At 44.0% G+C, this 24,287-nt stretch carries 29 protein-coding genes; 9 read left to right on the top strand and 20 right to left on the bottom strand.

Going from position 1 to position 24,287, the window contains the following annotated elements; translation table 11 throughout:
* Window positions 1-26: 26 nt before the first annotated feature.
* From HFD99_RS04275 to HFD99_RS04305, 7 genes are all read right to left on the bottom strand, one after another.
* The gene (locus HFD99_RS04275; protein ID WP_017426859.1) at window positions 27-734 is read right to left on the bottom strand and encodes a DUF542 domain-containing protein; all 708 of its coding nucleotides are present in this window, start codon (window positions 732-734) and stop codon (window positions 27-29) included.
* 108 nt (window positions 735-842) lie between these two features.
* Complete coding sequence (hemY, locus tag HFD99_RS04280; protein ID WP_090889674.1) at window positions 843-2,264, bottom strand: protoporphyrinogen oxidase; 1,422 nt, start codon at window positions 2,262-2,264, stop codon at window positions 843-845.
* Window positions 2,257-3,363 carry a TIGR04053 family radical SAM/SPASM domain-containing protein gene (locus HFD99_RS04285; RefSeq protein ID WP_016821798.1) on the bottom strand — a complete coding sequence of 369 codons (1,107 nt, stop codon included), beginning with the start codon at window positions 3,361-3,363 and terminating at the stop codon, window positions 2,257-2,259. The genes hemY and HFD99_RS04285 overlap by 8 nt, the downstream gene beginning before the upstream one ends.
* Before the next feature lie 15 nt (window positions 3,364-3,378).
* A complete protein-coding gene (locus tag HFD99_RS04290) occupies window positions 3,379-4,167 on the bottom strand; it encodes a YwiC-like family protein (protein WP_044787712.1) in 789 nt (262 codons plus the stop codon).
* 123 nt (window positions 4,168-4,290) lie between these two features.
* Entirely contained in the window at window positions 4,291-5,085 is a 795-nt protein-coding gene (locus HFD99_RS04295; protein WP_044787713.1) for a hypothetical protein, read from the bottom strand.
* Window positions 5,086-5,129: 44 nt separating this feature from the next.
* Window positions 5,130-5,597 carry a hypothetical protein gene (locus HFD99_RS04300; RefSeq protein WP_016821800.1) on the bottom strand — a complete coding sequence of 156 codons (468 nt, stop codon included), beginning with the start codon at window positions 5,595-5,597 and terminating at the stop codon, window positions 5,130-5,132.
* Window positions 5,598-5,643: 46 nt separating this feature from the next.
* Window positions 5,644-6,120 (bottom strand): DUF6097 family protein, encoded by a 477-nt coding sequence (locus tag HFD99_RS04305; RefSeq protein ID WP_016821801.1) that lies wholly within the window; start codon window positions 6,118-6,120, stop codon window positions 5,644-5,646.
* 132 nt (window positions 6,121-6,252) lie between these two features.
* On the opposite strand from HFD99_RS04305, the gene HFD99_RS04310 reads away from it, so the two are divergent.
* Window positions 6,253-6,984: a hypothetical protein gene (locus HFD99_RS04310; protein ID WP_123797484.1), complete on the top strand. Its 732-nt coding sequence runs from the start codon at window positions 6,253-6,255 to the stop codon at window positions 6,982-6,984.
* A 5-nt stretch (window positions 6,985-6,989) separates the two neighbouring features.
* On the opposite strand, the gene HFD99_RS04315 is transcribed toward HFD99_RS04310, so the two are convergent.
* Together HFD99_RS04315 and HFD99_RS04320 are read right to left on the bottom strand one after the other, a co-directional pair.
* The gene (locus HFD99_RS04315; protein WP_031461955.1) at window positions 6,990-7,691 is read right to left on the bottom strand and encodes a DUF1963 domain-containing protein; all 702 of its coding nucleotides are present in this window, start codon (window positions 7,689-7,691) and stop codon (window positions 6,990-6,992) included.
* A 20-nt stretch (window positions 7,692-7,711) separates the two neighbouring features.
* Window positions 7,712-8,638 carry a cell division protein ZipA C-terminal FtsZ-binding domain-containing protein gene (locus tag HFD99_RS04320; protein WP_045244296.1) on the bottom strand — a complete coding sequence of 309 codons (927 nt, stop codon included), beginning with the start codon at window positions 8,636-8,638 and terminating at the stop codon, window positions 7,712-7,714.
* A 159-nt stretch (window positions 8,639-8,797) separates the two neighbouring features.
* Here HFD99_RS04320 and HFD99_RS04325 point away from each other — a divergent pair, with 159 nt between their 5' ends.
* The 4 genes from HFD99_RS04325 to HFD99_RS04340 all read left to right on the top strand — a co-directional run bounded on the left by HFD99_RS04325 (window position 8,798) and on the right by HFD99_RS04340 (window position 12,253).
* Window positions 8,798-9,544 carry a hypothetical protein gene (locus HFD99_RS04325; protein ID WP_019688199.1) on the top strand — a complete coding sequence of 249 codons (747 nt, stop codon included), beginning with the start codon at window positions 8,798-8,800 and terminating at the stop codon, window positions 9,542-9,544.
* A gap of 275 nt (window positions 9,545-9,819) precedes the next feature.
* A complete protein-coding gene (locus HFD99_RS04330) occupies window positions 9,820-10,905 on the top strand; it encodes a WXG100 family type VII secretion target (RefSeq protein ID WP_123797485.1) in 1,086 nt (361 codons plus the stop codon).
* 33 nt (window positions 10,906-10,938) lie between these two features.
* The gene (locus tag HFD99_RS04335; protein WP_045244295.1) at window positions 10,939-11,775 is read left to right on the top strand and encodes a hypothetical protein; all 837 of its coding nucleotides are present in this window, start codon (window positions 10,939-10,941) and stop codon (window positions 11,773-11,775) included.
* Window positions 11,768-12,253 (top strand): DUF5381 family protein, encoded by a 486-nt coding sequence (locus HFD99_RS04340; protein ID WP_090889697.1) that lies wholly within the window; start codon window positions 11,768-11,770, stop codon window positions 12,251-12,253. The genes HFD99_RS04335 and HFD99_RS04340 overlap by 8 nt, the downstream gene beginning before the upstream one ends.
* A 44-nt stretch (window positions 12,254-12,297) precedes the next feature.
* Here HFD99_RS04340 and HFD99_RS04345 read toward each other — a convergent pair whose 3' ends face one another.
* Both HFD99_RS04345 and HFD99_RS04350 read right to left on the bottom strand, forming a co-directional pair.
* Window positions 12,298-13,473, bottom strand: coding sequence for an aminotransferase class I/II-fold pyridoxal phosphate-dependent enzyme (locus HFD99_RS04345; RefSeq protein WP_123797486.1), 1,176 nt, complete (start codon window positions 13,471-13,473; stop codon window positions 12,298-12,300).
* 67 nt (window positions 13,474-13,540) lie between these two features.
* Window positions 13,541-14,380 carry a MetQ/NlpA family ABC transporter substrate-binding protein gene (locus tag HFD99_RS04350; protein ID WP_123797487.1) on the bottom strand — a complete coding sequence of 280 codons (840 nt, stop codon included), beginning with the start codon at window positions 14,378-14,380 and terminating at the stop codon, window positions 13,541-13,543.
* A gap of 288 nt (window positions 14,381-14,668) precedes the next feature.
* Here HFD99_RS04350 and HFD99_RS04355 point away from each other — a divergent pair, with 288 nt between their 5' ends.
* A complete protein-coding gene (locus tag HFD99_RS04355) occupies window positions 14,669-15,226 on the top strand; it encodes a YdhK family protein (RefSeq protein WP_113049992.1) in 558 nt (185 codons plus the stop codon).
* Window positions 15,227-15,373: 147 nt separating this feature from the next.
* Here HFD99_RS04355 and HFD99_RS04360 read toward each other — a convergent pair whose 3' ends face one another.
* The 5 genes from HFD99_RS04360 to HFD99_RS04380 form a co-directional block, all read right to left on the bottom strand.
* Window positions 15,374-15,661 carry an antitoxin Xre/MbcA/ParS toxin-binding domain-containing protein gene (locus HFD99_RS04360; protein ID WP_113049991.1) on the bottom strand — a complete coding sequence of 96 codons (288 nt, stop codon included), beginning with the start codon at window positions 15,659-15,661 and terminating at the stop codon, window positions 15,374-15,376.
* 13 nt (window positions 15,662-15,674) lie between these two features.
* Window positions 15,675-16,160, bottom strand: a complete 486-nt coding sequence (locus HFD99_RS04365; protein ID WP_044787736.1) for a methylated-DNA--[protein]-cysteine S-methyltransferase — start codon at window positions 16,158-16,160, stop codon at window positions 15,675-15,677.
* Between the two features lie 22 nt (window positions 16,161-16,182).
* Window positions 16,183-16,743 (bottom strand): bifunctional transcriptional activator/DNA repair enzyme AdaA, encoded by a 561-nt coding sequence (locus tag HFD99_RS04370; RefSeq protein ID WP_019688208.1) that lies wholly within the window; start codon window positions 16,741-16,743, stop codon window positions 16,183-16,185.
* 131 nt (window positions 16,744-16,874) lie between these two features.
* The gene (locus HFD99_RS04375) at window positions 16,875-17,660 is read right to left on the bottom strand and encodes an isocitrate lyase/PEP mutase family protein (protein ID WP_123797489.1); all 786 of its coding nucleotides are present in this window, start codon (window positions 17,658-17,660) and stop codon (window positions 16,875-16,877) included.
* Between the two features lie 428 nt (window positions 17,661-18,088).
* Window positions 18,089-18,460 (bottom strand): hypothetical protein, encoded by a 372-nt coding sequence (locus HFD99_RS04380; RefSeq protein WP_016821817.1) that lies wholly within the window; start codon window positions 18,458-18,460, stop codon window positions 18,089-18,091.
* A 183-nt stretch (window positions 18,461-18,643) separates the two neighbouring features.
* Here HFD99_RS04380 and HFD99_RS04385 point away from each other — a divergent pair, with 183 nt between their 5' ends.
* Both HFD99_RS04385 and HFD99_RS04390 read left to right on the top strand, forming a co-directional pair.
* On the top strand, window positions 18,644-18,823 hold the full coding sequence (locus HFD99_RS04385; protein ID WP_013311365.1) for a hypothetical protein: 180 nt from the start codon (window positions 18,644-18,646) through the stop codon (window positions 18,821-18,823).
* 90 nt (window positions 18,824-18,913) lie between these two features.
* Entirely contained in the window at window positions 18,914-19,723 is an 810-nt protein-coding gene (locus HFD99_RS04390; RefSeq protein WP_017426840.1) for a GNAT family N-acetyltransferase, read from the top strand.
* A 93-nt stretch (window positions 19,724-19,816) separates the two neighbouring features.
* Here HFD99_RS04390 and HFD99_RS04395 read toward each other — a convergent pair whose 3' ends face one another.
* From HFD99_RS04395 to HFD99_RS04405, 3 genes are all read right to left on the bottom strand, one after another.
* Entirely contained in the window at window positions 19,817-20,989 is a 1,173-nt protein-coding gene (locus HFD99_RS04395; protein WP_017426839.1) for an MFS transporter, read from the bottom strand.
* Between the two features lie 77 nt (window positions 20,990-21,066).
* A complete protein-coding gene (locus HFD99_RS04400; protein ID WP_016821820.1) occupies window positions 21,067-21,345 on the bottom strand; it encodes an ArsR/SmtB family transcription factor in 279 nt (92 codons plus the stop codon).
* 235 nt (window positions 21,346-21,580) lie between these two features.
* Window positions 21,581-22,318 (bottom strand): SDR family oxidoreductase, encoded by a 738-nt coding sequence (locus HFD99_RS04405; RefSeq protein ID WP_016821821.1) that lies wholly within the window; start codon window positions 22,316-22,318, stop codon window positions 21,581-21,583.
* Between the two features lie 258 nt (window positions 22,319-22,576).
* On the opposite strand from HFD99_RS04405, the gene HFD99_RS04410 reads away from it, so the two are divergent.
* Window positions 22,577-23,506, top strand: coding sequence for an AraC family transcriptional regulator (locus HFD99_RS04410; protein WP_123797490.1), 930 nt, complete (start codon window positions 22,577-22,579; stop codon window positions 23,504-23,506).
* Between the two features lie 97 nt (window positions 23,507-23,603).
* On the opposite strand, the gene HFD99_RS04415 is transcribed toward HFD99_RS04410, so the two are convergent.
* Complete coding sequence (locus tag HFD99_RS04415; RefSeq protein ID WP_123797491.1) at window positions 23,604-24,248, bottom strand: hypothetical protein; 645 nt, start codon at window positions 24,246-24,248, stop codon at window positions 23,604-23,606.
* Between the last annotated feature and the right edge of the window lie 39 nt (window positions 24,249-24,287).

Below are 24,287 nucleotides of genomic sequence, written 5' to 3' on the forward strand. Positions count from 1 at the left end.
AGCCTGTCATGAAGTGATAGGTTTCATTATGAATGGGGTTGTGCCTGTCTGGTACGTTCAACTAGTGTACAATTCTCAAGAAGAATATGATTGTAAATGTCCGCTTCCAGATCCTCCAAACGCTTCAATACAAGTCGATGTGTGCCACAAGCTTCCTGTAACGGCTCAAAGCCATTGGTAATCAAACGCAGCTCCTGCAGTAAATCCACAACCGCTTGGTGCTCGTCTTGCAACTCGGATAAGTGAAAAAGAAGTGCGTCCACACGCTCAAACGTCGAGTCCTGAAAAAACGCTTGAATCAACGGAAACAGAAGACTTTCCTTGAATTGAATATGTACCGTTAACTTCTGTTTAAGCAAGGTATAAAGTTCATTCACTCGCTTCAGGTGCGAATAACGTTCGCCATGAACCCGTGTTAGCTTGGTAATATACGGTGTGAGCGCCGCTAGTTCTTCACACAACTTTGTGTGATACTCATCCTGAATATAGGCGATCAGTTCTTTGGGTTCTAGTGAGGAAGGTTGCATTTGCTTATGCTGTGCCTGATTTTCCTCTACTTCATGCACCCGCGCCAGCAATTCATCAGCATGAAGACCTCGGCTCTCCGCTGCTTCACGGAGCGGTATTTTCCCGCCACAGCAGAAGTCAATCCGTAGTTTGCGGAACAAGTCACTTGTTTTGGGTACTTCTTTTACAATGTCCGCTACCCATGTTTCTTCCGTTAACTGACTCATTTTTCATTCCCCCATCTACTTCATTTGTATACATAATTCTCATTTTATGCCTCTCTCAAGGCTGAACCAATTAGGGCGATCCCTTTTTCACTCGTGGAAAGAGCCTGATTATAAAAAACCTGAGACCAGCTGTTCAGCTGCTTCTTTGCCTTGAGCGATACAATCCGGAATGCCAACCCCTCCATAACCAGCACCACATAAAAATACACGCGGAAAATCCTGTGACAAATCATGTCTCACCTTCGCCATCTGCTCTTTGTGTCCTATCGGATATTGTGGCATGGATTGATTACACCGACTGACTTCAGTTAATTCAGGTTCAGCATCGATTCCCATTAAATCCTTCAGGTCTTTGCGCGCCGCAGCTACAAGTTCATCGTCTGTCATCTGAACCCATCCCTGTGCGCCTGCATGCCCAATGTAAGTCCGTAAGAGTGTATACCCTTCAGGTGCGGTATGGCTCCACTTTGTCGATGACCAAGTACAGGCCGTAATCATTTTTCCTTCTTTGCGGGGAACTAAAAATCCAGTTCCCTCATAGGCAAGATGAAGGTCTGAATTTTTATACGCCAGGGAAATATTCGCTACCGAAACGTAGTTAATCTTATGGAGCCAGCTCACACTTGCGATATCGGAAAATAATGTAGCCGCCTCAAAGGCTGGAACTGCACAAATCACTGCATCTGCATCTATGATTTGCCCATGGTCTAGTACTACTTGATAACCGTCCTCTTTTCTCACCTCAGCCACACGCTGTCCCATCACAAAATGGACGGTGTCGAGCTTTTCCTTTAACCGATCCACAATGGTCGATAATCCATGTCGATAGGAAAGAAACATGCTTTTCTTGGCGATATCCGGCAATTTGTTAGGTGCACCCGACTTTCTCCCCGCTCCTTTAGCCATACCTATAATCAAACTTCCATGCTTTTGTTCCATCTGCTTAAATTGAGGGAAGGTTGACTTGAGGCTAAGAGAATACGTATCGCCAGCGTAAATACCAGATAGCAAAGGCTCAGTAATCTGCTCCAACACCTCTTTACCTAGACGCCGCTTGATAAAATCCCCCAGAGATTCATCCATATCGCCTTGCTTGGCTGGAATAATTAAATCCAGAGCTGCGCGCGCTTTTCCCAGTGGAGAGATTAGCCCTGTTCGAATGAAGGGAGTTAACTTTGTTGGAATGCCTAAAATAAAGCCCATTGGCATAGTATGCAGCTTGCCTTTATGCAAAATGGAGGCCGACTTGGCCTTCGGGTTTGTTGACACCAAATCGGCTTCCAGCCCCAATTCTATAGTCAGATCCAATATAGCCGTCTTTCTGGCCAGAAAAGCATCCGGTCCTTTTTCGATCATAAAATGGTTTTGGCGAACCGTTTGCAGCTTTCCTCCCAGACGGTCGCTTTTCTCCACCAGTGTAATCTCCACTTCAAGCTGCCTATCCTCCGCCAGCTTTTTCACATAAAAGGCAGCACTTAAACCGCTTATTCCTCCACCAAGGATCACAACTCTTTTAGCATTTTTATTCATGAGCACACGTTTCCTTCCCCACTCCAGGCATATATGCACAATAAGGGTCACTCTCCAAATAGTCTCCTGTGATGGCAAAAGCCCTTGCTCTGGAGCCTCCACAGACTGTATTGAATTCGCAAACTCCACATTTGCCTTTAAGCAGAGATTTATCCCGAAGATGGTTCATAATCGGAGAGTGCCGATAAATATGGGCCAAACTATCCTTTCGTACATTCCCGCAAGTTAGCGGTAGGAAACCACTCGGGTACACTTCGCCGATATGACTGATAAAAACAAATCCATCTCCATCATTTACGCCTTTCGGGGCGCGTCCCAAGACATCTGCCCTTTTTTGTTCGGACGTTGTGTTATGCTGTCCTGCTTTGTGCTTTTCCTGTAGGACAACCCTTCGATAATGAGGTGCTTCGGTAGCCTTTACACCGTAGGGCATCTGTTGCTGTATCTGATACAACCACTTCATTACAGCCTCATGCTCATCAGGAGTAATCATATCTTTTTCCATCCCACGCCCGGTTGGAACGAGAAAAAACAAGCTCCATAACACCGCCTGCATTTCCTTTACCTTTTCTGCAATTCGCTCCAGATCGTGAAGATTGTATCGGGACACGGTGGTGTTCACTTGGATAGGGATGTTCAATTCCTTCAAATATCCAATTCCCCGCATGGTCGTATTGTAAGAACCCACAGTCCCGCGAAAATGATCATGAATGTCCGCGCATGAACCGTCCAGGCTAAAAGCCCATCGTGATAAGCCAACCTGCTTTGCTTTTTCGACCGCTGCTCTTGTCACTTTTGGGGTAGCACTGGGAGTCATGGAAACCGATAGCTTTTTCTCCTCAATTGCATATTGAGCCAACTCAAATAAATCAGGACGCGATAACGGATCTCCACCTGTGAAAACCACCAGTGGTTGATTCATTTCAGCGATTTGATCGAGCAGCTTTTTGCCCTCTTCAAATGTCAGCTGACGAGGGTCAGGCTTATATTGGGCTTCCGCTCTACAGTGAAGACATTTTAATGCGCAAGCTCTCGTTACCTCCCAAATGACGATAAACGGGTCTACGCGATAATCTCGTGGCGTTTGCAAAGATATCATTGATGTCTCTCCTTTTTAAAAATATAAAAACAGCACAGATACATAGAGCATCAATGAAAATCCAATTTCAGCCATGCCTACATGCTTTGCCTTTAACTCGAATTTAGGAAGCCATATAGCTCGTATGAACAAAATCAAAAATGGAATAACCAAAAACACCTTGATCCAGGCGGCCAACAGCACAATGATCAGATGATAGATAATAGACGCATAATAGTAACGTGGATTTTTTCTTTCACGGATGATCGTTTTAACATAAAGAGCCGTTCCTATGAAATAACATACCAACAGCAAAAATAGCTCTGTGGTTAATGTCCAATCTCCACCTTCTCCAATATGAACAACAGGGTATATAAAAGAACAGAAAAGCAGAATCGCGGTAATGTCATTTAACAAAGCACGCTCATTCTTCATTTTGGCGTAATACATATTAGCCATAAAAAAGAACAGGAGCAGAACTCCGTACCAGATCAACGCAGGTTTAACCCATACTAGAGAAGCCAAAAGAGGAAGGAGTATTGCTCCGTATATAACAACAGGTTTACGGTATCTTTTACTGTTTCCCGTTTTGATCCATTGGAGAACAGGAAAACTAAATAAATAGATAAAAAACCAGCATACGAATAGAGGTATATGAATGAATTGTTTTGGAGAAGCAGCTAAGCCAAACAAAAATGGAAGAATGAGCATTGCCCAGGCTCCATGCTGATTGGGGATGTATCTACTAATCCCTTTCAAAGTCTTGATCCTTTTTTCACAATGTGTAACATCTTTATAGCTTCGGTTAATCGACTCATCATCCATTCCCCCAAAATTCAATTTTTCACCCTACTTTAATTCTAAGTATTCTGTCCAATTGAACCAATCAGGGAGTTCCCTTTTTTGTTTGGGGGAATAGCCTAACCTGAAGATAAACCTTCACTTTCTTTATAAAAACGTACCAAAATAATAGTCCAGCGCTTCCTGGGAGTATCCGTCATCTCCTTGCCAGGCTGCTACCGAATAAAAATCATCATTGCCGCCGCGGCGTCTACGAGGTGTGTCCCGTGGTGCCAGCAAGCCAGCATATCCCCATACCTCCATAACCACGTCGCGTTCATTTTTGCTGGATGGGAACACATCTTTCCAGCGCTTCTCCAATTGCCGCGCACCATTCTGAGCCTCACAGTCCTGAACGGCTTCCAGCATGTTATGAAGGATAGCCAGATCCTCATCCGAAACCTGGAACTCCTCTTCTTGACTAAACAATTCAAGGTCCATCCAGCAGTAAAGAAGGTGATTCAGCCGAATACCGCCCCATTTGATCCGTTCAAAATTCAGCACATTCAAATCCTTATTGACGTATTCCTTATCGGACATTAGTTTATGAAAATTACAATCCCCACAGCTGCTGTAATTGGGCAGGACAACAGGTCGCTCCCCATAGGTATGCATAGGCAGTTTTGCGGTTAATGCCCAGCTCGATAAGGCGCTTCGCAAATGAACCTTTTTCGTGGAAAGACTGTGCAGAAACGCCGCTGCCACTCGCTCTTTTGTAGCCTTTTGCTGGTGCAACTCATGTAACCTATTTATCATCTCATCATGCGTAATGGTGATCGGATCGAACATCAAGCCCTTGCTTTTGGCATATTCAAAATCCTCACCCGAAAAGGGTCCTCGCTCCTGCTTCCAGCCGCTGGACCAGAAAGTGTTCATGAGTATTTTCTTTGCTTTTTTATCCATCACACTTCTCCTTACTTATCCCAACAGTCTCACCTACAAGATCGCTATTCACCTTTATACTTAAAAGCAACGGCCGTATTTCCCGACCGCGGGTCAAAATAAGAAGAGATTTTCCCCCAGTCAAGTTCATATTCCATATAGGGGTAAGGCTTGGTTTGACGATAGTTTGGCTTTACGGACAAATGTTGTTGTAACAAACGATCATGCTCCCTTTGACGCTTTCTTTCCCCTTCTTCAGACCAATTATCCCATGAAGTTGGAAATTCATTGCCTTGGAGCGAAATCTCCACAACCACTAGACTCGTATCCTTAAAGCATACAGACACAAAAAAATACCGGTGCAGCAGAGGAACTTGATCAAAATGATACCAAATGTAATCATTCCCTAGCTTTCTTACAGAATGAAAATATTTCGTGTACAAATCGGTCTCTAACAACTGCTCTTCTGTTAAAGAAGAATAAATCGCGTGCTCATTATCAACTTGAATGATGCCCGATTCCCAGTCATTCATTGCTGCCACTCCTTAAACTGATATGCCAATCTTCTACAGCTACTCTTTATCCTCGTTTGTCCACATGATGGAAAATGGCCTGCCAGGACCGATCCAGCACACGCGTATGTAATCGTCTGGCATAAACATTTCTCACGATGGCAAGAACGATCACACCCACAAATACAACACTAAGTATCGTAATAGAGGGAACCCAGTGGTCAAACATGGCATTCGCCAACACTTGCAGCAGATGCCGCTCCGGCTGCAAATATTCCACCACTGCAACGATAACTGCTGCCAGCAATATAATCACAGATAGGATCATAAGCATTGCATTGATTACTTTGTATCTGGCAAGCCCTTGCTGAAAAATGCGAGTGCCAGCATATTGCTCCAGCAAGATAATTTGCTTGTGAAAATCATCTTCCACCTGCTCTACAGGCAGGTCGTGCTTTTGAATCAATGCATGTGCTTTCTTCAGTTCGGATTGAATAAATAGGCTGCTCTGGATAGCAGATCCTAACTGACCTAAAACATTCATATCTTTTTACCTCATTTCAATAGTTTCTAAATTACGAGTATATCGTTTCACACTGAACATGACAATGTATGGAAAATTATAAACAAATGATAAGATAGGATAGTCTAATATAAAACAGAAGGGAGATTGGTCATGCAGTCTGTTGATCACCAACTCTATCTGGCTGAAAGCCATCGTATTCCTAAATTATCCATGTCACGGTACATTCAATATTTTAATATAAATGTCAAACCATTTTTGGAACAATGTATGGTTGAGCATACGATCCAAGGCTATGAAGTCTACAGATTCAGATTGACGGCAGAAAAGCGCGGAGAATTCGATTCATGGAACTTCCTGCTGCTTCTACAAGTTGAAAGCAAATCGGTCGCCGAGCAATATGTGAAGTTAAAGCAACAGCTGACAGGCTTCCCAAAAGAAATAGAGGTACGCAGCGAATTGATGATCAGCACGCCCCAATCGAATTACCCCACACCACCGCAACATGTACAGCGACGTGCATTCAAACCCTTTTTTGCTGTTGAATATGTAGATGTGCAAGCCCCATATTTGGATGAATTTCGGCACATTATGATTCACAATAACGGCCCTGCCATGCGAAACATTCTTGAGCATAAAAAGTGGTGCTACATGATGATTGCCCTTGAAACATTGGAAGTGTGGTACCATCATGACGCCTTTCCGACATGGAATCAAATTCATATCATTGGCCTTTACCCAGAAGCTATGCTCCATTATAAAAAAGATTTCGAAGAAGGCTTGCAACAACATGCCGGAGTTACTTTTCAGGAAAACTTCGATAGACTCAAAAGTATTCGAACCATGCTGTACAAAACGATCGCTTCCAGGCTCTTCCCTACATGAGCTTATTAATAGAAATCAAAGTAACCTCGCCAGGTTCCTTCATTCTGATGCTTGGCAAAATAAAAGCTACCCCCATCGACAATATTCAATTCGGCTTTGGCATCTGACGCAATCTGAAACACAAATTCACAGCCTTCGCCAAAGTCGATGCCTGGTTGAATAAAGCTGGGATAGCCGCCCATTTTGTGAACCGCATATATGTCCTCTACGATGTCCTCGAAATAGTCGGGCTCCTCCTCGTCCATATCTTTGAGGGCATTGCCGTATTCCTCAGGAATATCTTCACCGTCCCAGACCGGATAATCATTCTCTATGAGCTCGGGGAACAGCGGAAATGCTTTGATTTGCATAAATGCCGGACCAAAATCTTTTTCAACCAAATCCTCTACCGACGTATACTCACGAATACACATATATCCTTCCATATCCTCATGATCCAGTACATCGGGAGACAGGAAGACTGTCAACAGCTTGATATCACGTATAGCCTGAGGAACAAAAGGCATAGCAGGCAGATACAATTGCATGATCGGAGCCATAACATTTCCCTGTACATCAATCGGCTGTTCCTCTGTCGGTAAAGCTACTGTGACTCTACCGATCCAGCTCTGATCAAGGGAACCCGACGGTCTGCGTCCCCCTGTATGAAAAATAGTAGCTTTACGTCTTAAAATCGTTCTTAGCTTCTCAATGGAGTTGCTGGACAACGAAATCACTCCTTTCTAACCTAGAATAGAAACATCACAACATCCTCGCCTGCTCTACAACCAAACTCACTTAAGCGGTCTTCCATCTCTTGAATCTGGCGCAGATAGTCTTCCTGTACAGCTGGCAGCTCCTGTTCATTCACTAATGTCCCACCGAGTCTGGCGCGCGCATATTCGGCACCTTTCCACATCGCCTCAAACACAGCTTGCGGCTGCACCGTTCGTACCGCATCCATACTGAAAATCAAATCTGCAAAGCGATCCTCTGCGAGTGTACTCAACCAAAAGAAGCCGGGATCGGTTCCCGTATGTACGCTAAATAGTTCATCATAGCCTCCCGGACCGTGATGGTGTGCATGGAAAATATCCATATCTCCCCACTCCATTCCAAGGCTGAGCATGACATCCCAGATGTCCACTCCACGGTAAGATTGACCTTGATCTGCTACCAGCCTAAGCATGACAGTGTGTTCCCTCTCACCTTCCTGATCTACAAATGCTTGAAGTTTTTCCGCTTTTGCACGTGCATGAGCAGCGTCCTCCCGAGGAAGCACACGAACGGTACCCTTCTCCTGAAATCGCGCTGGCAGTGTGTTCATAAAGTCAGTAACTTTGGCTTCTTCCAATCGAATCTGCATCTCTACATTATCGAATATATCCATACAAATACAGATTTTATCATAATGGCATTCGCCTGCCGGTCTGCGTCCCACACTAGTCCATATCTGCAAATCATGGACGTGCCCATACACAATATACCCCTTAAGCAATTGCAAAATATCTTCATCTGACAACGTAAAACCACTGAATTCCACATCAATCAGCCAATAGATATTAGCATCTGGCTCCACTTGATGGATTCCTTTTATGGTCTTCACAGGCTTCTGTACCAACTCTACGGCAAGAATGCTAGATACATCCTCACTCCCATGTTCTGGTAAATTCAAGAATTCCCCTCCTTATTACCTGTTTTCACTTAACAGTTTCCTATAATTCTCAATCTATATTAAACTATAAATCACCAAGCACAAAATAGTATAAAAACGGTGCTGGGTCGTTGAACATGATTCGTAGAAACTCAAAGCTTCGAAAGGGGAGAACTCATGATGCAAAAACTTTGGCAAAAAGGAAAGGCTTTGTCCCTGCCTATTATGGTGTCTGCATCGCTGATTTCTGGAGCGCTGTTGGTAAATATACCTGCAGCGAATGCAGCTGCAACCAAGGAATTGCTTCAGTTATCCGGGCAGGCTACTTACTATGGAGAGGTTGAGAATGGTCAGCCACACGGGCGCGGTACGATCAAATGGAGCGAATATAAGCAGTATTCGGGTGATTTTGTGAATGGCAAGCGATCAGGTACTGGGAAATATATAAATCAATACACGGATGCAGATGGACAACATCATAAAGTCGTATATAGCGGAACGTGGAGCAATGACACCATAAGTGGCAAGGGTACGCAGACTGATAAAGTGACGCAAACGGACGGAACGATACGTTCGAATGAAATCCAAGTCGGTACTTTTCAGAACAATGGATTACAGAACGGCTACCAAGTGATCCATGCTGTAGCCGATCCAGACTACAGCTTTACTTATAAAAATGGTAAAGAAGTGCTAAATATTTTGCACAGTAATCAGGATCTGGTCCAAAGGTGGCAGCAAGGAGAGCTTTTCTCCGTAAATTATAAAAATGGCTCCGTTCAAAAGGAATACTCCATGTTCCCTGAAGAGGTCGCAACCAAAGAACGTCAAAGACAAGCGGCCATCAAATATCTCAAAGGGATTACCGCCAAGATCACCCCTCACTTGCAGCAGTTTGAAAAGCTGTCCAAGCAGGTTCCTTTAAAATAAGCTAGAGTGTCGCACATTATATAGTAGCTTCTATGCATGATGGCCTCTCATTCTTATGGAAAGCTCCATTTGAACAGAGAGGCTTTTTTTCATCTTCTTTATGAGTAACATGTAAGAATTTCGAATCATAACAACTCCTACTATTTTCCCTTATACCCCCTCATGAACTCATACAAATGACTTATTTTTAACAAAAACCCCCTCCTTTTTTTGCTAACCACAACTAGAATCACTAAAATATTAAGTAATTATTTTAATCATCCGAGGTGGACATCATGGCTAAAATTATGGTTCCTCCTGAGAAACTAGAGGCGGTTTCCAGGCAGTTCGCACAGGCACGTGAACTGGGAGCACAAATTTGCGGACAACTGTCACAGCAAATCCAAATGCTAGAGAATAGCTGGGCAGGAACGACACAGCAGCGCTTTTATCAGGATTTTCATAAAGCACGTGGACAAATGGATGCTTTTACTCAAACGGTCGGTTCTGTCAGCACAGAGCTGCGTTCCATTGCAGTAAAATTCAAGGAAACAGATACCCAAGCAGACACAGGGACTAACCAAGGAGATCAGAGCGGACAGATTAAGAGCAATGAAGGAGCAACTTCTGGGAAAAAAGGGAACGACCCAGCAGATATAGCCATTAACAGCCTGTCAGAAGCCAATAAATGGCGGGGACAATTGGGCTTTGCCGGGACAGCGATCTATAGTGGTCTGGCTTCCACACTTGTGCTCACCAAAACAGTAGAATTCAAAAAAAGTCTGAAAAATCCCACTCGGGCGGTTATACATAATGCGGCATGGGTGAAAGGCAAAGGTAACAATGCTTTTATGCGTAATTTGGGCAAAAGCATAAACCGCCAATTCGCTAAACCAGGTATTGTCATGAAAGGCTTGAAGGGCTTTGACCGTTTAGCCGGAAAGCTGCAAATGGGTAAGCTCGGCCTTGGATTCAACAAAGCCAATAGCTTTCCTCAGTGGACGCGCAACGTCATCGCCGGGGTGGAAAAAGGACGTTATGGCATAGCCACCCGCCAAATTCCCGGCATGATCGCCAAAAAGCTGTACCCTATTAATGCCACCATGAATATTGTGGGCGAGGGCATCAGTCTGGCTGGAAAATGGAAAAGTGGGAAGCTTACCGGAACGGATGTGGCTGTATCTGCTTCTAACGTAGCGATCAAAACTGCCGCAACTTATGGCGGTGCTGTCGTTTTGGGGTCCGTAGGCGGTGCTATCGGCGGTCCGGTTGGTGCAGCCGTCGGTGCATACGTTGGCGGTACAGTGGGAAGCTGGGCAGGTGGAAAAGTCGCCAAGTTCGCCGAAAAAGGGATACGCTGGGCCAGCAAACTATTTAAATAACATACACTTAACAGAGAGAGAAGGAGCCTGACTATGGACAAACAAACGGTAATTTTAACGCTTGAGGAACTAGGCTTTGCCTTGACTGCACTGGGTGCAGAGGATATGGCTTCGGGTCTGCTCCAATCCTATTACGGGGAACTAACGGAGGATCGCTGGGAACTGCTTTTTCATGCTGCAACACATAGCCTGGTATCCAAGGGCTTGTTGGAACAGCAGGATGACGGGCAACAGCAGCTTGAATTTGATACGTTCATTGTTGACATGCTGGCTCATCTGGTACAAAGCCGCCAAATGCTGCGTGGATACAAGGAGCAACAGGACAAGCAAAATACATTAACGATACACCATGGAAATGGCCGTTTTTTGTATCACCTCTCCAGCCACAATGAACTCCATTTCTTTCGCTGGTCTTCCCCAGAAGACTGGCATCACGACATTGATCAATTATTCGACCTGTTTTCCCCAAACTTCAATGCACACTGCCGATACGTCGATCTGACAGAAGAACAGTGGAATGAGTTAACCTCATCTAACTTCACGATGCAGCAAATGGCAACGTGGAAGCTTCAAGAGTCGGCTGAGCAAATGATACAAGACTGGCGAGAGGATTTTAATCGTAATCACTGCAACCTCGATAATTTGAGCCAGATGGTATACACGGACACGGATGAAGAGGGGCCTTCCGTTACAAATCTGCTATTTGTTCTTAAAGGAACGAATGATGTGTGGATCGTAAGAAATACAGCACTGGATATGCAGGCCACCCCATGTCTGCGCATTGAAAGTGTGACTGAATCAGACTGGAGAGAACGGATAACTCAGTTCATTCAGGCGTTTGTACCCGACGAGGCGGTATTCCGTGGATAAAATTGTATATCGCAGATCTCTGGCATTTTGGAAAGCCCTTGGTAGCTTGATGTTTGTGCTGATTTGTCTGTTTTTACTGTTGCTCATTTTTATCGACGAAGATATCTCTGCTCTGCAAATCTTCTTCTTTATTACGTCCGCTATGATTGGACTTCCTTTTTTTGGTAGTTATTTGGTGGTCTGTTTGAACAGAACGCTTCGTAAGGATACCTTCCTGTTCATCTTTGATGAACACAGTATTTCCGACGGTATTCGAACTGTCCCGTGGTCTGCAATCACTAAAGTTGAATTCGAGGGAGCCTCCATCCGCAAATGGTTGCGCCCTCGTTTCCCCACCTTTATTTTTTATCTGAATGACCGCAGCACCTGGGAAGTCAGCACCGATTATGTGCTGAACGATATGGAACTGAATCAAGCCGGGAAACAACTTCGAACTCTCATTAACCAGTATGGCAAGCCGAAGAAAAAACGTTTCTGATTTGCGCTCTCATTCCATGAATTTCTTTTATTCCAGCTTATTCTTTATGCTTGAAAGACACCCGTTGCTGCGATGCGCTGTACCGCTTCTAGCAGTCTTTCTTCACTGTTCACCAGGCTGACCCTCACATAAGAAGCTCCTGCACGACCAAACCCTTCTCCAGGGGCAACCGCAACTTGCGCCTCGTCCAATAAAAAGTTTGCAAAGGAAGCCGATGTATACCCTTCCGGCACCTTGAACCAGGCAAAAAAAGACCCTTGGGGAGCGGCAACATCCCAGCCAATATTTCGTAACGCTGCAATGAGAACATCACGTCGCCGCTCATATAACGCCGCGAGCTTCCGTACTGGCTCCTGGGTGCCCAGCAATGCGACAGCTCCCGCATCTTGTACCGCGCCAAAAACAGTACTGTAGGCATGCGTATGATAATGCTTGAGCGCACCAATAACGGACGCATTTCCAACCGCAAAGCCAAAGCGCCATCCAGCCATGTTATACGTTTTGGAAGCTGTATACGTCTCGACACCATATTCCTTGCCGCCAGGGATTTGCAATAGACTAATTGGCTTATGCCCGCCAAATCCAAGAGCACCATATGCAAAGTCATTCATAACCGGAAACTGGTGCCGAGCAGCATAATCCAGTGTCTTCGTCAGGAAATCTGCGGAAGCTACCGCTCCTGTCGGATTGTTCGGATAATTAATCATGAGCAGTTTGACCTGCTTTGCGATTTCTTCCGGTACGGTTGTATAGTCCGGCAAGAATCCATGTTTCTCATCCAGAGGAATCGTATGAATACGAGCTCTTGCCAGCGCAGCAGCGGAATAATATTGGGGATATGCCGGATCGGTGGTCAACAACCAATCACCGGGATTCAGCAACGCCTGCGGAATCCCCATTACACCTATGGCTGAGCCATTGAATACAGCAACTTCCCGGTCAGGGTCCAGCTCCACCTGATACTCCCGTTGATAGAACGCAGCGACAGCCTCCAGCGTGCTTCTTTTCCCATGAAAAGGCGGGTAGCCCTGATTGATCGGTTGATCGACCGCTTCCTTCAAAGCGTTGATGATATGCGGTGGTGTTGGCTGATCTGGGTTGCCGGCTGCCAAATTAATTACATCTATTCCTTTGCTTTTATACAGATTCACTTTGTCATCAATTGCGCTAAAATAGTTGTCAGGCAGAGCCTTGACCAGATCAGAGGATGAAAAAATCACGTTATCTCCACCTTCTATCCATAAGATACAGACTAGGTAAGTCAGCCCACATAAGATAATACCTCAGTTATTTAAAATAGCTTGGCAGCTTGTAGCCTTCATACACAGGATTCGATTGGATGTACTTTTGGAATTCATCGGAATGATATCCCTCAATAATGTCTTTGACGAAGGGCTTGTCCTTATTCTTGCTGTCCACAGCTACCACATTTGTGAATGGATCTGTCAGTTTTTCAAGCTTTAATGCTGAGGTTAACTTCATTCCATTCGATACAGCAAAATTCCCTTGTATAGCCGCAAAATCAACATCCTCCAATGCACGTGGCCCTTGTGCCGGGTCGGTAGCAACAAATTGTAGATGATGCGGATTAGAGGTGATGTCGTTCACCGAAGTTTGCAATGGATCGATATTGTCCTTTAAGGTAATCCAACCTACTTCCTTCAAAATGTTCAGCGCCCGCAGCATATTGACTGGCTCGTTGGGCAGATTGATTTGGGCTCCAGCACTGATTTCGTCAAGGCTGGTATGCTTGCTGGAGTACAATCCCATTGGAGGAGTCGGAACTTGCACAGCACCAATCAGATCAATATTCTCCCGCTTATTCATTGAATCCAGATAGAGCGAGTGCTGGAACACATTGGCATCAATATCTCCATTAGCCACGGCTACATTGGGCTGAACCCCGTCTGTAAACTCTTTATATGTAATCTTATACCCCTTCTTCTCCAAATATGGAGCCACACCATTCTTAAACTGATCGCTATATGGACCGGGATTAAAGCCGATATGCAGTGTTTTCTTTTCTTCGTCCACAGCGCTGCCCGACGTATTCTTGCTGCCACAGCCTGAAATAAAAAGCACAACTACGCCCAGCAGCAATATAAATGAAATCCATTGTTTCTTCATTTGATGTCTCCCCCTGCTCCTTGATATGGTCTAGTTTTGGTGATTTAAAATATTTAAAGCTTTTAAAACATAGTAATTTGATATGTTTTGTAGATATTACAATGATTTTTTATTCACTGTCAACAACATTTAAATTACGTATCTTCCGCAAAACTAAAAAGGGGGTCGCTTCGGGCGCTCCACTTGAAAACAAAGCACTTCACAAGTTTGTAAAATAATTCCGTTTCAAACATACCCCCTATGGGTATATTTGAATGTGAGAATATAACCCTAAAGGAGCTATTGAATATGAGAATACAATGGACTTTACTTGCTGGTGCAGTCATGATTATTTTGAGTGGGTGCGGGAACAGTAACACGCCAGCCCAGGAGCATACGACAAGCAGCAGTCAACAGCATGACGCATCAGATATGAACCATTCCACATCCAGTGAGCTTCCTGCTGGACTAAAAGAAGCTGAAAACCCAGCCTTCAAAATTGGCAGCCAAGCGACCATTCAAGCCGATCATATGGCAGGCATGAAGGGCGCTACGGCCACGGTTGTGGGTGCTTATACGACTACTGCTTATACAGTCTCCTATACACCAACTACTGGAGGAGAAAAAGTGAATAATCATAAGTGGGTTATTCATGAAGAGATTAAGGATGCGGGCAGCGAGCCCTATGCACCTGGCACAGAAGTTATTCTGGCGGCAGACCACATGAAGGGGATGGATGGGGCTAAGGCTATCATAGATTCCGCCGAGCCAACGACCGTATATATGGTAGACTATACGCCGACTACAGGAGGAGAGCCTGTCAAAAATCATAAATGGGTGACGGAGAGTGAGCTTTCAACCAAGTAGAACTCTTTTATTACAGGTTGCTTGTGATCGCCAAAGGGAGCCGGTCAACGGCTCCCTTTGAACGGCTTTATGGGATTTGGACAAACCTTGTTGGCTTTACCTCTAGTCAATGTTCAATGTTATATGTATTTCCTTGAGTCAGTTGGTTTAACGCGGCATACGCAGAATGGCTGCCTTCAGTGCCTTGATCCCTTCTTCGCTTTTTAAATAATCTGACGGTGTTTCGTGACCAAGTGCGGGAACCTTTTGATCCATCCAAGTCAGCAAATACTCGCCCATGTCGGGCAGCAGCACAATCTGAATCTCCTTTGGAATTTCACTTTTGGCCACCTTTGCCCTTATCACCGGATCTACCTGATCATATCGCTCCTGATAGACCTGAACCATGTTGACCCAGCTTTCCGGCTTAAACTCTTTTAAATATGTCTCTCTCATCCATGAACCCTCCTTATGATCTCAGACAACGCTTCTCATGCTGGAGCAACCATTCTTTTCTCCATAGGCCCCCTGCATAGCCAGTTAGTTTCTGATTTGATCCGATAATTCGGTGACATGGAATCACAATGCTCAGCTTATTTTTGCCATTCGCACTGCCAACGGCTCGGATTGCTTTTTCGTTTCCAATAGCGAGAGCAATATCTTTATAAGCTGTCGTTGTACCGTAACCCACGGTAACTAGCGCATTCCATACTTTTTGCTGGAAGTCCGTACCTTCAAAAGCATAAGGAAACGAAAATTCAAAGCGCTCACCTTTAAAATACTCGTCAAGCTGGCTGGCGCATTCCTCTAATACTTGGATTGGAGCTTCTTCTGTAAGCATCGTTAAAGGCTCATTCCGATTAGAGAACATAATGGAATAGACAGCCTCATTGGTGCCCCGTATCTCTATCTCTCCAATCGGCGATACATAATTTAATACGTATAACTTGCTCATTAAGGATATCCACCTTCCTTTTCTAATCCTTATTCAAATTTCTATACTCACTAGGAGAACATTGGTTCAAGTTGCGAAACGACTTATAGAAATTGGAGGGACTTTGGAAGCCTGTCTCATAGCAAATTTCAAGATTCGTAAGATCTGTATTTTTAAGAAGATAAGCTGCCTTATCTACTCTTATTTTTTCCAAATACATACGCGGGGTTTCCGAGGTTTCTTGTTTAAAGATCCGATCCAAATAAAAAGTGCTTATTCCAACATGATCCGCAATATCCTGCAATACTAGTTTTTCTTTATAATGGTTGATTAAAAAAGCTATCACATTCTGGACAAGCCTGATATACGGCGAATGATCTGTATGAGGCTGGCATCTTTTGCAAGCGCGAAAACCCGCTTTTTCCACGGTGTCCACATCAAAGTAAAACTCGACATTGATTTTTTTCGGCTTTCGGGATCGACAGGAAGGTCGGCAATATATACGGGTTGTTTTCACAGCGGTAAAAAACACCCCGTCATATTTACGATCACATGCTATGATTTTCTCCCACATTTCCTCAAAAGAAAGACTAGGTTTAGCCATGATCAAAAATTCCGTCCTTTCCCTAGTTCATATAGTTCAGGATTTTGTAAAATTCGATTCCAGTCGCTCCGAAGTGCAATATATAGACGAACTAAACCATTTCGATTTATATGTTGTTCATTGGAAGTCGCTTATGGGATTTTTGCAAAATCCTCATATAAATCTGACGTATCTTGAAGGTTGATCAACTGTTCCGCATTCTTTTGCAAAACAACTATTATCTTATCAGAAAACGCATTTCCAAAGCTAAACCGTTTGACTCCTAACTGCTGAAGCTGGCGGACATTCGTCAGACCTGGCAAAGATAAAACATTAAGCGGAGCATGTATATGAAATACAACCTCTCTGATCTCTTCATCACTCTTTAAACCTGGAACAAAAATTCCGTCCGCACCACTATCCACATACGCTTTGGCCCTTTCTATGGTCTCCGAAAGTGGAGTCTCCATCTGCAAAAATGCATCCGTTCTTGCATTTATAAAAAACTCTTTAAACCCATGAACATCCAAGGCAGCTCTTATTTTGGACAGCAGGTCACTGTGCGCCCTCACTTCTCGAAGTCCCTTTTGCTGTTTTAATGAATCCTCAATATTAATCCCCGCCACTCCGACATCGGCTGTCCTTAATACATGCTCGACAATCGTTGCCGCATCCTCCCCATATCCTGCTTCAATATCTGCCGACACAGGAACTTGAACATGCTCTGCAATAGTGCGAATGATGCTTACATGCTGGTCAAAATCAATAAGCTCTCCATCTGCAAACCCAAGTGTATTGGCAATCCCCCAACTCGTTGTACCTATCGCCTTAAAGCCTGCCTTCTCCAGAGCCACGGCAGATAGCAAATCCCAAGCATTCCCTAAAAATAAAGGTTCCTTTGAAGTATGAAGTGCATGAAATTGCTGGATTTTGTTCATAAAAATAGCCTCCTAATAGGTGATGTGTCTCATTCTATCAAGAGGCTGTATTTGTTTCGTCCTCATTCTTGCACATATGGTCTGTGAAATTGCTTTTTATGTTAACGAAGCTATTGGAAAACAGGATACTTTTTAAACCAATTCATAGACAAGCCTTCCCTTCATTCCATACTATATTTAAAATTTAAATTTCATTTTAAAGAAGTATGCCATAAGCTTAAAATGTATTATTTCACATTATAAGTAAAATGCGATTGTTTTCATCGCCGACATGAGTGTACATCGTTGACTTGTCCATGATTTTGTTTTACTTTTAAAGTATTACTCATATTTTCCAGTTCCATCATACAAAGACCGTTCCAGAAGCCCAAAACCTGCAAGCTTCTGAAACAGTCTAGTAAAATAGCGTATTTATAAACTAAAGACCGTTAGATGATCCGATAGCCGGATGGCAGTCTGCCAGTACTGCGGATATTACGGATTTGCTGCAACGTCAAACGTTGATTGGTAGAGATAATAGATTCCACATCATTCCCGCGAATCAGATCATCCAGGTCGGCGATGCTGCGATTGCCTCTATACACACGGAAGTTACCTCTAAACCGCGTGCCAGTAAAGAGTACAAGTGTAGCATTGCTGCTGGTAGAAAAGAAACGCAGACTTTCGATGCCGTCGAGAATATTATCGGTGTTGCGGATACCTAGGTTTCCTCTGAATACTCTGCTAGAACCCCGAAAATTTTCTTCATTGTAGACTGTAAGGCGTGGATACGTTTGAGATACGTATGCTTTATTAGTCATGTTGTAAATTCCTCCTTTCAACTTTAGCATATGCTTCCCTATTCAATTGGCGCGGGCCTCACAGCATTCATCTAAAAATGGTTATGTGTTGAATAGAGTAGACGCAGACTTGAAAAAGGAACATACGTTCTGTATAATTTATCTTAGTAATTTGGAAAATCCTGAACTAACGGAGATGCAGACATGGACGATAAATTTATTGAGGAACTACGTGAAATTAGCAGGAACGACAAGCGAAGATCCGAATTTCTCATTAAAGGGATGAAGGAAACGCTTCAGGAAAGAAAAGAAAAAAACTTTATCGAAAGATGGATTTGGCGACAAAAGAATAAGAAGCTTATAGCGCGGAAGTTTAAATCCTAGTAGATATAACAACAGCTCTTCGTAGCAGTTTATTTTCATAGCATATACAAGTACATTAGATCAAACCTCATTTTTTAGGGAGGCAAAGCCATGATTGAGCAGCTTGTCCCATTCGATGATCTATTAAATCACAATCCATTTTTGATTGATGAGGTTCGATATAATTTGCTTCATCGAATATGTGAGTCAGAAGAATCAACATGCCTTAAAACGTCTGATGGAAATATGATTTTCGCTCAATCACCCGGACATAAGGCTTGGCTATGGATTTCGCAGCAAATCATCGGCAACCATAAGTTAACCTATATCGAAGAACTCTTACATTATTTAGAAGGAACCAACCTATCAGGTGTATGTGGTGATGTCGAAACAGCCGAGAATTTCGCACATGCTTACGCCGAGCGGCATACTGCTCAGGTACATACTCATATGGTTATGGAATCTTATTTCTGTCCTGAATACAACAAACCTTCCGGCGTTGAGGGGATCATACGACAAGCCACTTCAGAGGACGTACAGGTAGTTGCCCAGCTTCTAGCTGGTTTTTCAAAAGATGCTTTAGACCGTTCAGTTGATCCGACTAGTCAAATATCAGCTGCGAAGGCAGCGATCGAGACAGGGAATTTATATCTTTGGATTGTAAATAGTATGCCCGTGTCCATGGCTAACATTGCTCATCGTTCTCCAAGGCATGGCCGTATTAATGCTGTTTATACTCCCCCTACCTGGCGAAAAAAAGGTTGTGCCAGCGCAATTGTATCGGGGTTATGTTCCATTTTAAAAAATGAGCAGCTAACCCCCATGCTTTACGCAGATGTAAAAAATTCAGTTTCCAATCAAGTTTATAAAAATATCGGTTTTAAAGAAGGCGGCAAAATTACTGATATTGCGTTTGGATAGACCCTCCTGCTGTCAGAGAGCATATGATTGCTCATTCAAAACAAACAAGCCCAGCGATGCCATCTACCGCTGAGCTCATTTTTCTATAATTCTTTATTCTGTTACACCCAATTCCGTGTGAACCGAAGATCTTCGTGAAAGTAAATATACAGCTACCATGGCGATAGCGACACCAGCTGCTCCAAACCAAGGGATGGAGGCCAGCGTAACCTGACCAACAACTACACCGCCAATTCCGGCTCCCGCTGCCATAGCAAGCTGCATGGTAGACTGGTTGAGACTCAGCATCACACCGGAAGATTCCGGTACGAGAGTGACCAAGTTATATTGTTGAGTAGGTCCGGTTGTCCAGGCTGCGAACGACCATAGAATCAATAAAGCAAATACTGCCATCAAAGAATGAGCGGCAAAAGGAAGTAAGAGTAAGGAAATACCGTGCAACATCATGCCCCCTAATAATGTAAAGGGTATACCCTTTTTATCCGCACTGTATCCACCAATTTTTGACCCGATTAGACTGGCAATTCCGAAGGCGAGTAATACTGAGCTTAGCATATCCTCTCCTACACCTGATACATTCAGCAAGTACGGTGAGATGTAAGTATACGCGAGTGAATAACCTCCTAGCCAAAAAAAGGTAATGCCTAATCCCAAGGCAACTTCAGGCTTTTTCAGAAGTGCAAACTGCTGCAGTAAAGGGATCGGTTGATCTCCTTTCAAGCGAGGGATTGTCATAGCGATAACGATCAAGGCAATAATCCCCGCTAAAGCGATGCCGAGAAATACGGTTTTCCAGCCATATGCAGAAGAGATCATTCTCCCAAGCGGCACCCCTATAATCAGCGAGGCTGTAAAACCCATAGTGACTGTAGCAATAGAACTGGCCTGCTTGCCAACTGGGGCTATTTTTGCAGCAATGCTCAGTGCAGTAACCACGACCATCCCCGCCCCGAGGGCCATCAGAATACGTGCGGCAATAAACATCCCAAAACCTGGCAAGACAAAGGAGAGCATATTGGCTACTGCAAATAATCCTAAGGAACTCAAGAGCAGGTTGCGTCTGTCCCATTTAGCGGTTACTGCCATCAGAATCGGCGTGCCTATCGCGTAAGCAAGAGAAAAGACGGTAATCAACTGGCCCGCTGCGGACACCGTAATCCCCATGGTTGTCGCAATCTGATCCAAAATACCTGAGATAATGTACTCAGATGTACCTACCAAAAAACTGACAATGGCCAAAATGTACACCTTCCACGTGCTCTGCATTTTAAAAAACGCCTCTTTTCTTTAGTTTTTTTATATTTTTGTATTTTTACAAATATCGAAATTAAGACTAAAAAAAATTATGTCAACAGGAACGGGGCATATTTCTGTGCTGCTTCCACATCCAAGCTGTAATAAATAAACGTCCCCTCTTTGCGGTATGTGAGCAGTCCCGATTCTGCCATTTGCTTCAAATGGTGTGATAGCGTTGAAATCGCTACACTGTTCAGCTTCTCGCCCAGTACAGAGCAGCATTGATCACTTTCCTCTTTTAGCAGAAGTGCTATCTTGAGACGAGTCGGTTCTCCAAGTGCTTTATATATTTTTACAGCTTGCTGCATCTCTGTTGTCTCTTTCACCCTGTTCGTCTCCCTTCGGTTCCAGTCTTAATTTCGATGTTTGTCGAAATCAACTTAACACAAACATTGGTAAAAGTAAACCCGATTATGTTAAAGTCGCATCTTTTTTGGACTCTATAGTGTGAATAATGGTCTTCCTCATCTTATAATAAAAATAATCCCCCATCGGCAAAGAAGGATAGGGGACAAAACAATCTGAATGCAGAGATGGAACCACGGATTTTATTGCATGGAGTTAATTTGTGCTTGCCGTGGGTCTGACAATGATTTCATTCACATCTACATCCGCAGGCTGCTCCATGGCATACACAATGGAACGAGCAATGGCATCCGGCGAAATCGAAATACGGCGGTATTCTTTCATTCCCTGCCGAGCCTCTTCATCTGAAATACTGTCGGCAAGCTCGGATTCGGTTACTCCCGGTGATACCAGCGTTACACGAATATCCCCACCAACCTCCATACGCAACCCCTCAGAAATCGCCCGAACTGCATACTTCGTTGCGCAGTATACTGCTGCAGTCGGCGTTACACTATACGCGCCAATAGAAGCAATATTGATAAACTGACCAAATCCTTGTTTTTTCATGATGGGAAGCCCTGCCGCGATCCCATGCAGAACGCCTCGTATATTAACATCAATCATGCGGTCCCATTCTTCTACTTTCAGGGCTTCCAATTTTGAAAGAGGCATCACTCCTGCATTGTTCACAATGACATCCACACGTCCAAACCGTTTTTCAGCGTACTTAATGAACGCTTCCATCTGCTCCCTTTGGGTCACATCCAGTTGCATATAATCAGCCGATCCCCCTTTTGAACGAATTTCGGAGGTAAGAGCCTCCAGTCGTTCTGTGCGTCTGGCTCCTAATACAACATGAGCCCCATGTTGAGCAAGTAAACGAGCAGTAGCTTCACCGATTCCACTGCTTGCTCCTGTAATAGCTGCAACTTTCCCTTTAATATCTAACATGCTTATTCCTCCTTTAGTTAAGAAATTATTGAAGTAGATGCTTTCCCTTTTCACATGTTTATTGAGCATTGTTTCTACATCTTTATTATGAGACGATGGTGATTGGAGATGGTAGAAGAATCAGAGCAAATTATTGCCTAATCCTCCAAAGACACTTAATATGAATTCAAATCCATATCGAAAAACAAAGCGCATCTCAAAGTAAATTTGTCCACTGAAGAGTGAAGATTACTACGGTGTAAAAAAGGGAGGGGCATAGTGAAAGCAACCGAAATTGAGAGTTCTACCACGGAAAAGCAAGCCGAATTGACCAGTCTCATAGAACAATTTACAAGTCACGACGGAGTTCACGCTACAGATATCCCTTCACTTCACTTCGTCCGAAGTTCGACTACCACCGTTCCAATTTATCAGGTCCATGAACCCGCCTTATGCATTGTGGCTCAGGGAAAAAAAGTCGTGATACTCACAGAGGAAAGTTACTATTACGGCACATCCGACTACCTTGTGGTTTCGGTAGATTTACCAATTTCCGGGCAGGTGATACAAGCCTCAGCAGAAGCCCCGTATTTGTGCTTCCGGCTCAATTTTGATCCGTATCAGGTTTTGAATCTCATCAAGGAGTCTACTTTTCCTACTACCTCAATACCTGATTCCAGGCGAGGCTTGTATGTAAGTCAAACCAACTCCCTACTGTTGGATGCCGTGGTAAGGCTCGTACGTCTTTTGGAAAGACCGCAGGATATTCCGGTGTTGGCTCCATTAGTTATACGTGAGATATTGTATAGGATTTTACAGGGGAAGCAGGGAGAGTCCTTAAAACAACTGGTCATGACTGGTAGCCATTCAAACCGGATCGCAGAAGTCATAAAGCGAATTAAACAAGATTATGATAAGCCGTTGCGAATTGAGGAATTGTCCCAACTGGCTAATATGAGTCCTTCGTCGCTACATCGTCATTTTAAAGAGGTTACAGCTATGAGCCCAATGCAATATCAAAAACAATTACGTCTGCAAGAAGCCCGTCGCCTGTTGTTATCTGAATCAGCAGATGCGGCAGATGTCGGTTTTCAGGTAGGCTACGAGAGTCCCTCTCAATTCAGTCGTGAATACGCTCGTTTGTTCGGCCTCCCTCCAATTCGTGACATCAAGCGCTTGCGTGTAGATCAGGATCACCTCCAATCATAATCGCAGGATGTACAAACAGCACAAAAAAGCTGCCTCGGGTAGAGAAGCAGCTTTTCATTTTATATACTTCTAGGCAAAGCTCATCACTCATTCAGCATCAGTACGGATTATCCAGCTTGGCGAACAGAGCACGAATAACATCCTTCTCTGCCGTAGTAAGCTGTTGTCCTGCCTGCCATTGTTGAATCTCTTTCTTGACTTCCTTCGGGTCTCTATAGCTGAGAGCATACCCGATGCCCCCTATACCTTGTACGCGGTTGGTTTTGTCCATATTTGCCAATACTCGGATCATCGTAGTTTTGTCCCTTGTAAACAAATCTTCCATAAGATTATCGTATTCTTCAGTTAGCGCTCCATCCAAGCCAGCAGTGCCCTTGATCACATTCGGGAAACTTTCCGAAGGAACCAAAGCGCGCTGTTTATAGAGATAATCAATGATTTCCATGCTTTGATGTTCACTAATTTCGTTCATCTTCCCCCAATGGATACCTGCCAAATGGTCCGTAATATGACGTACTTTTGCTTCATCACTGAGGGATGAATCCTTATAAAAGGACAGTACAAGTTCCTCTTTACTTTGCTGGGTATGCTGCGTACTGGTTGCACTGGCCGCACTTTGCTTGGGCTCCTCATTGCTTGCTCCAGACGGCGACGCAGGGTCAGCATGGGGAGTACATCCTAGGATTACAGCCAGCAATAATGTAGTACAAGCTCCAGAAATGAACACGCTACCTTTTGACATGAATCCACTCTCCTATCCATATCTATTACGCCTGCAGCC

This window comes from Paenibacillus sp. EKM301P, from assembly GCF_011800295.1.
GTDB classification, from domain to species: domain Bacteria; phylum Bacillota; class Bacilli; order Paenibacillales; family Paenibacillaceae; genus Paenibacillus; species Paenibacillus polymyxa.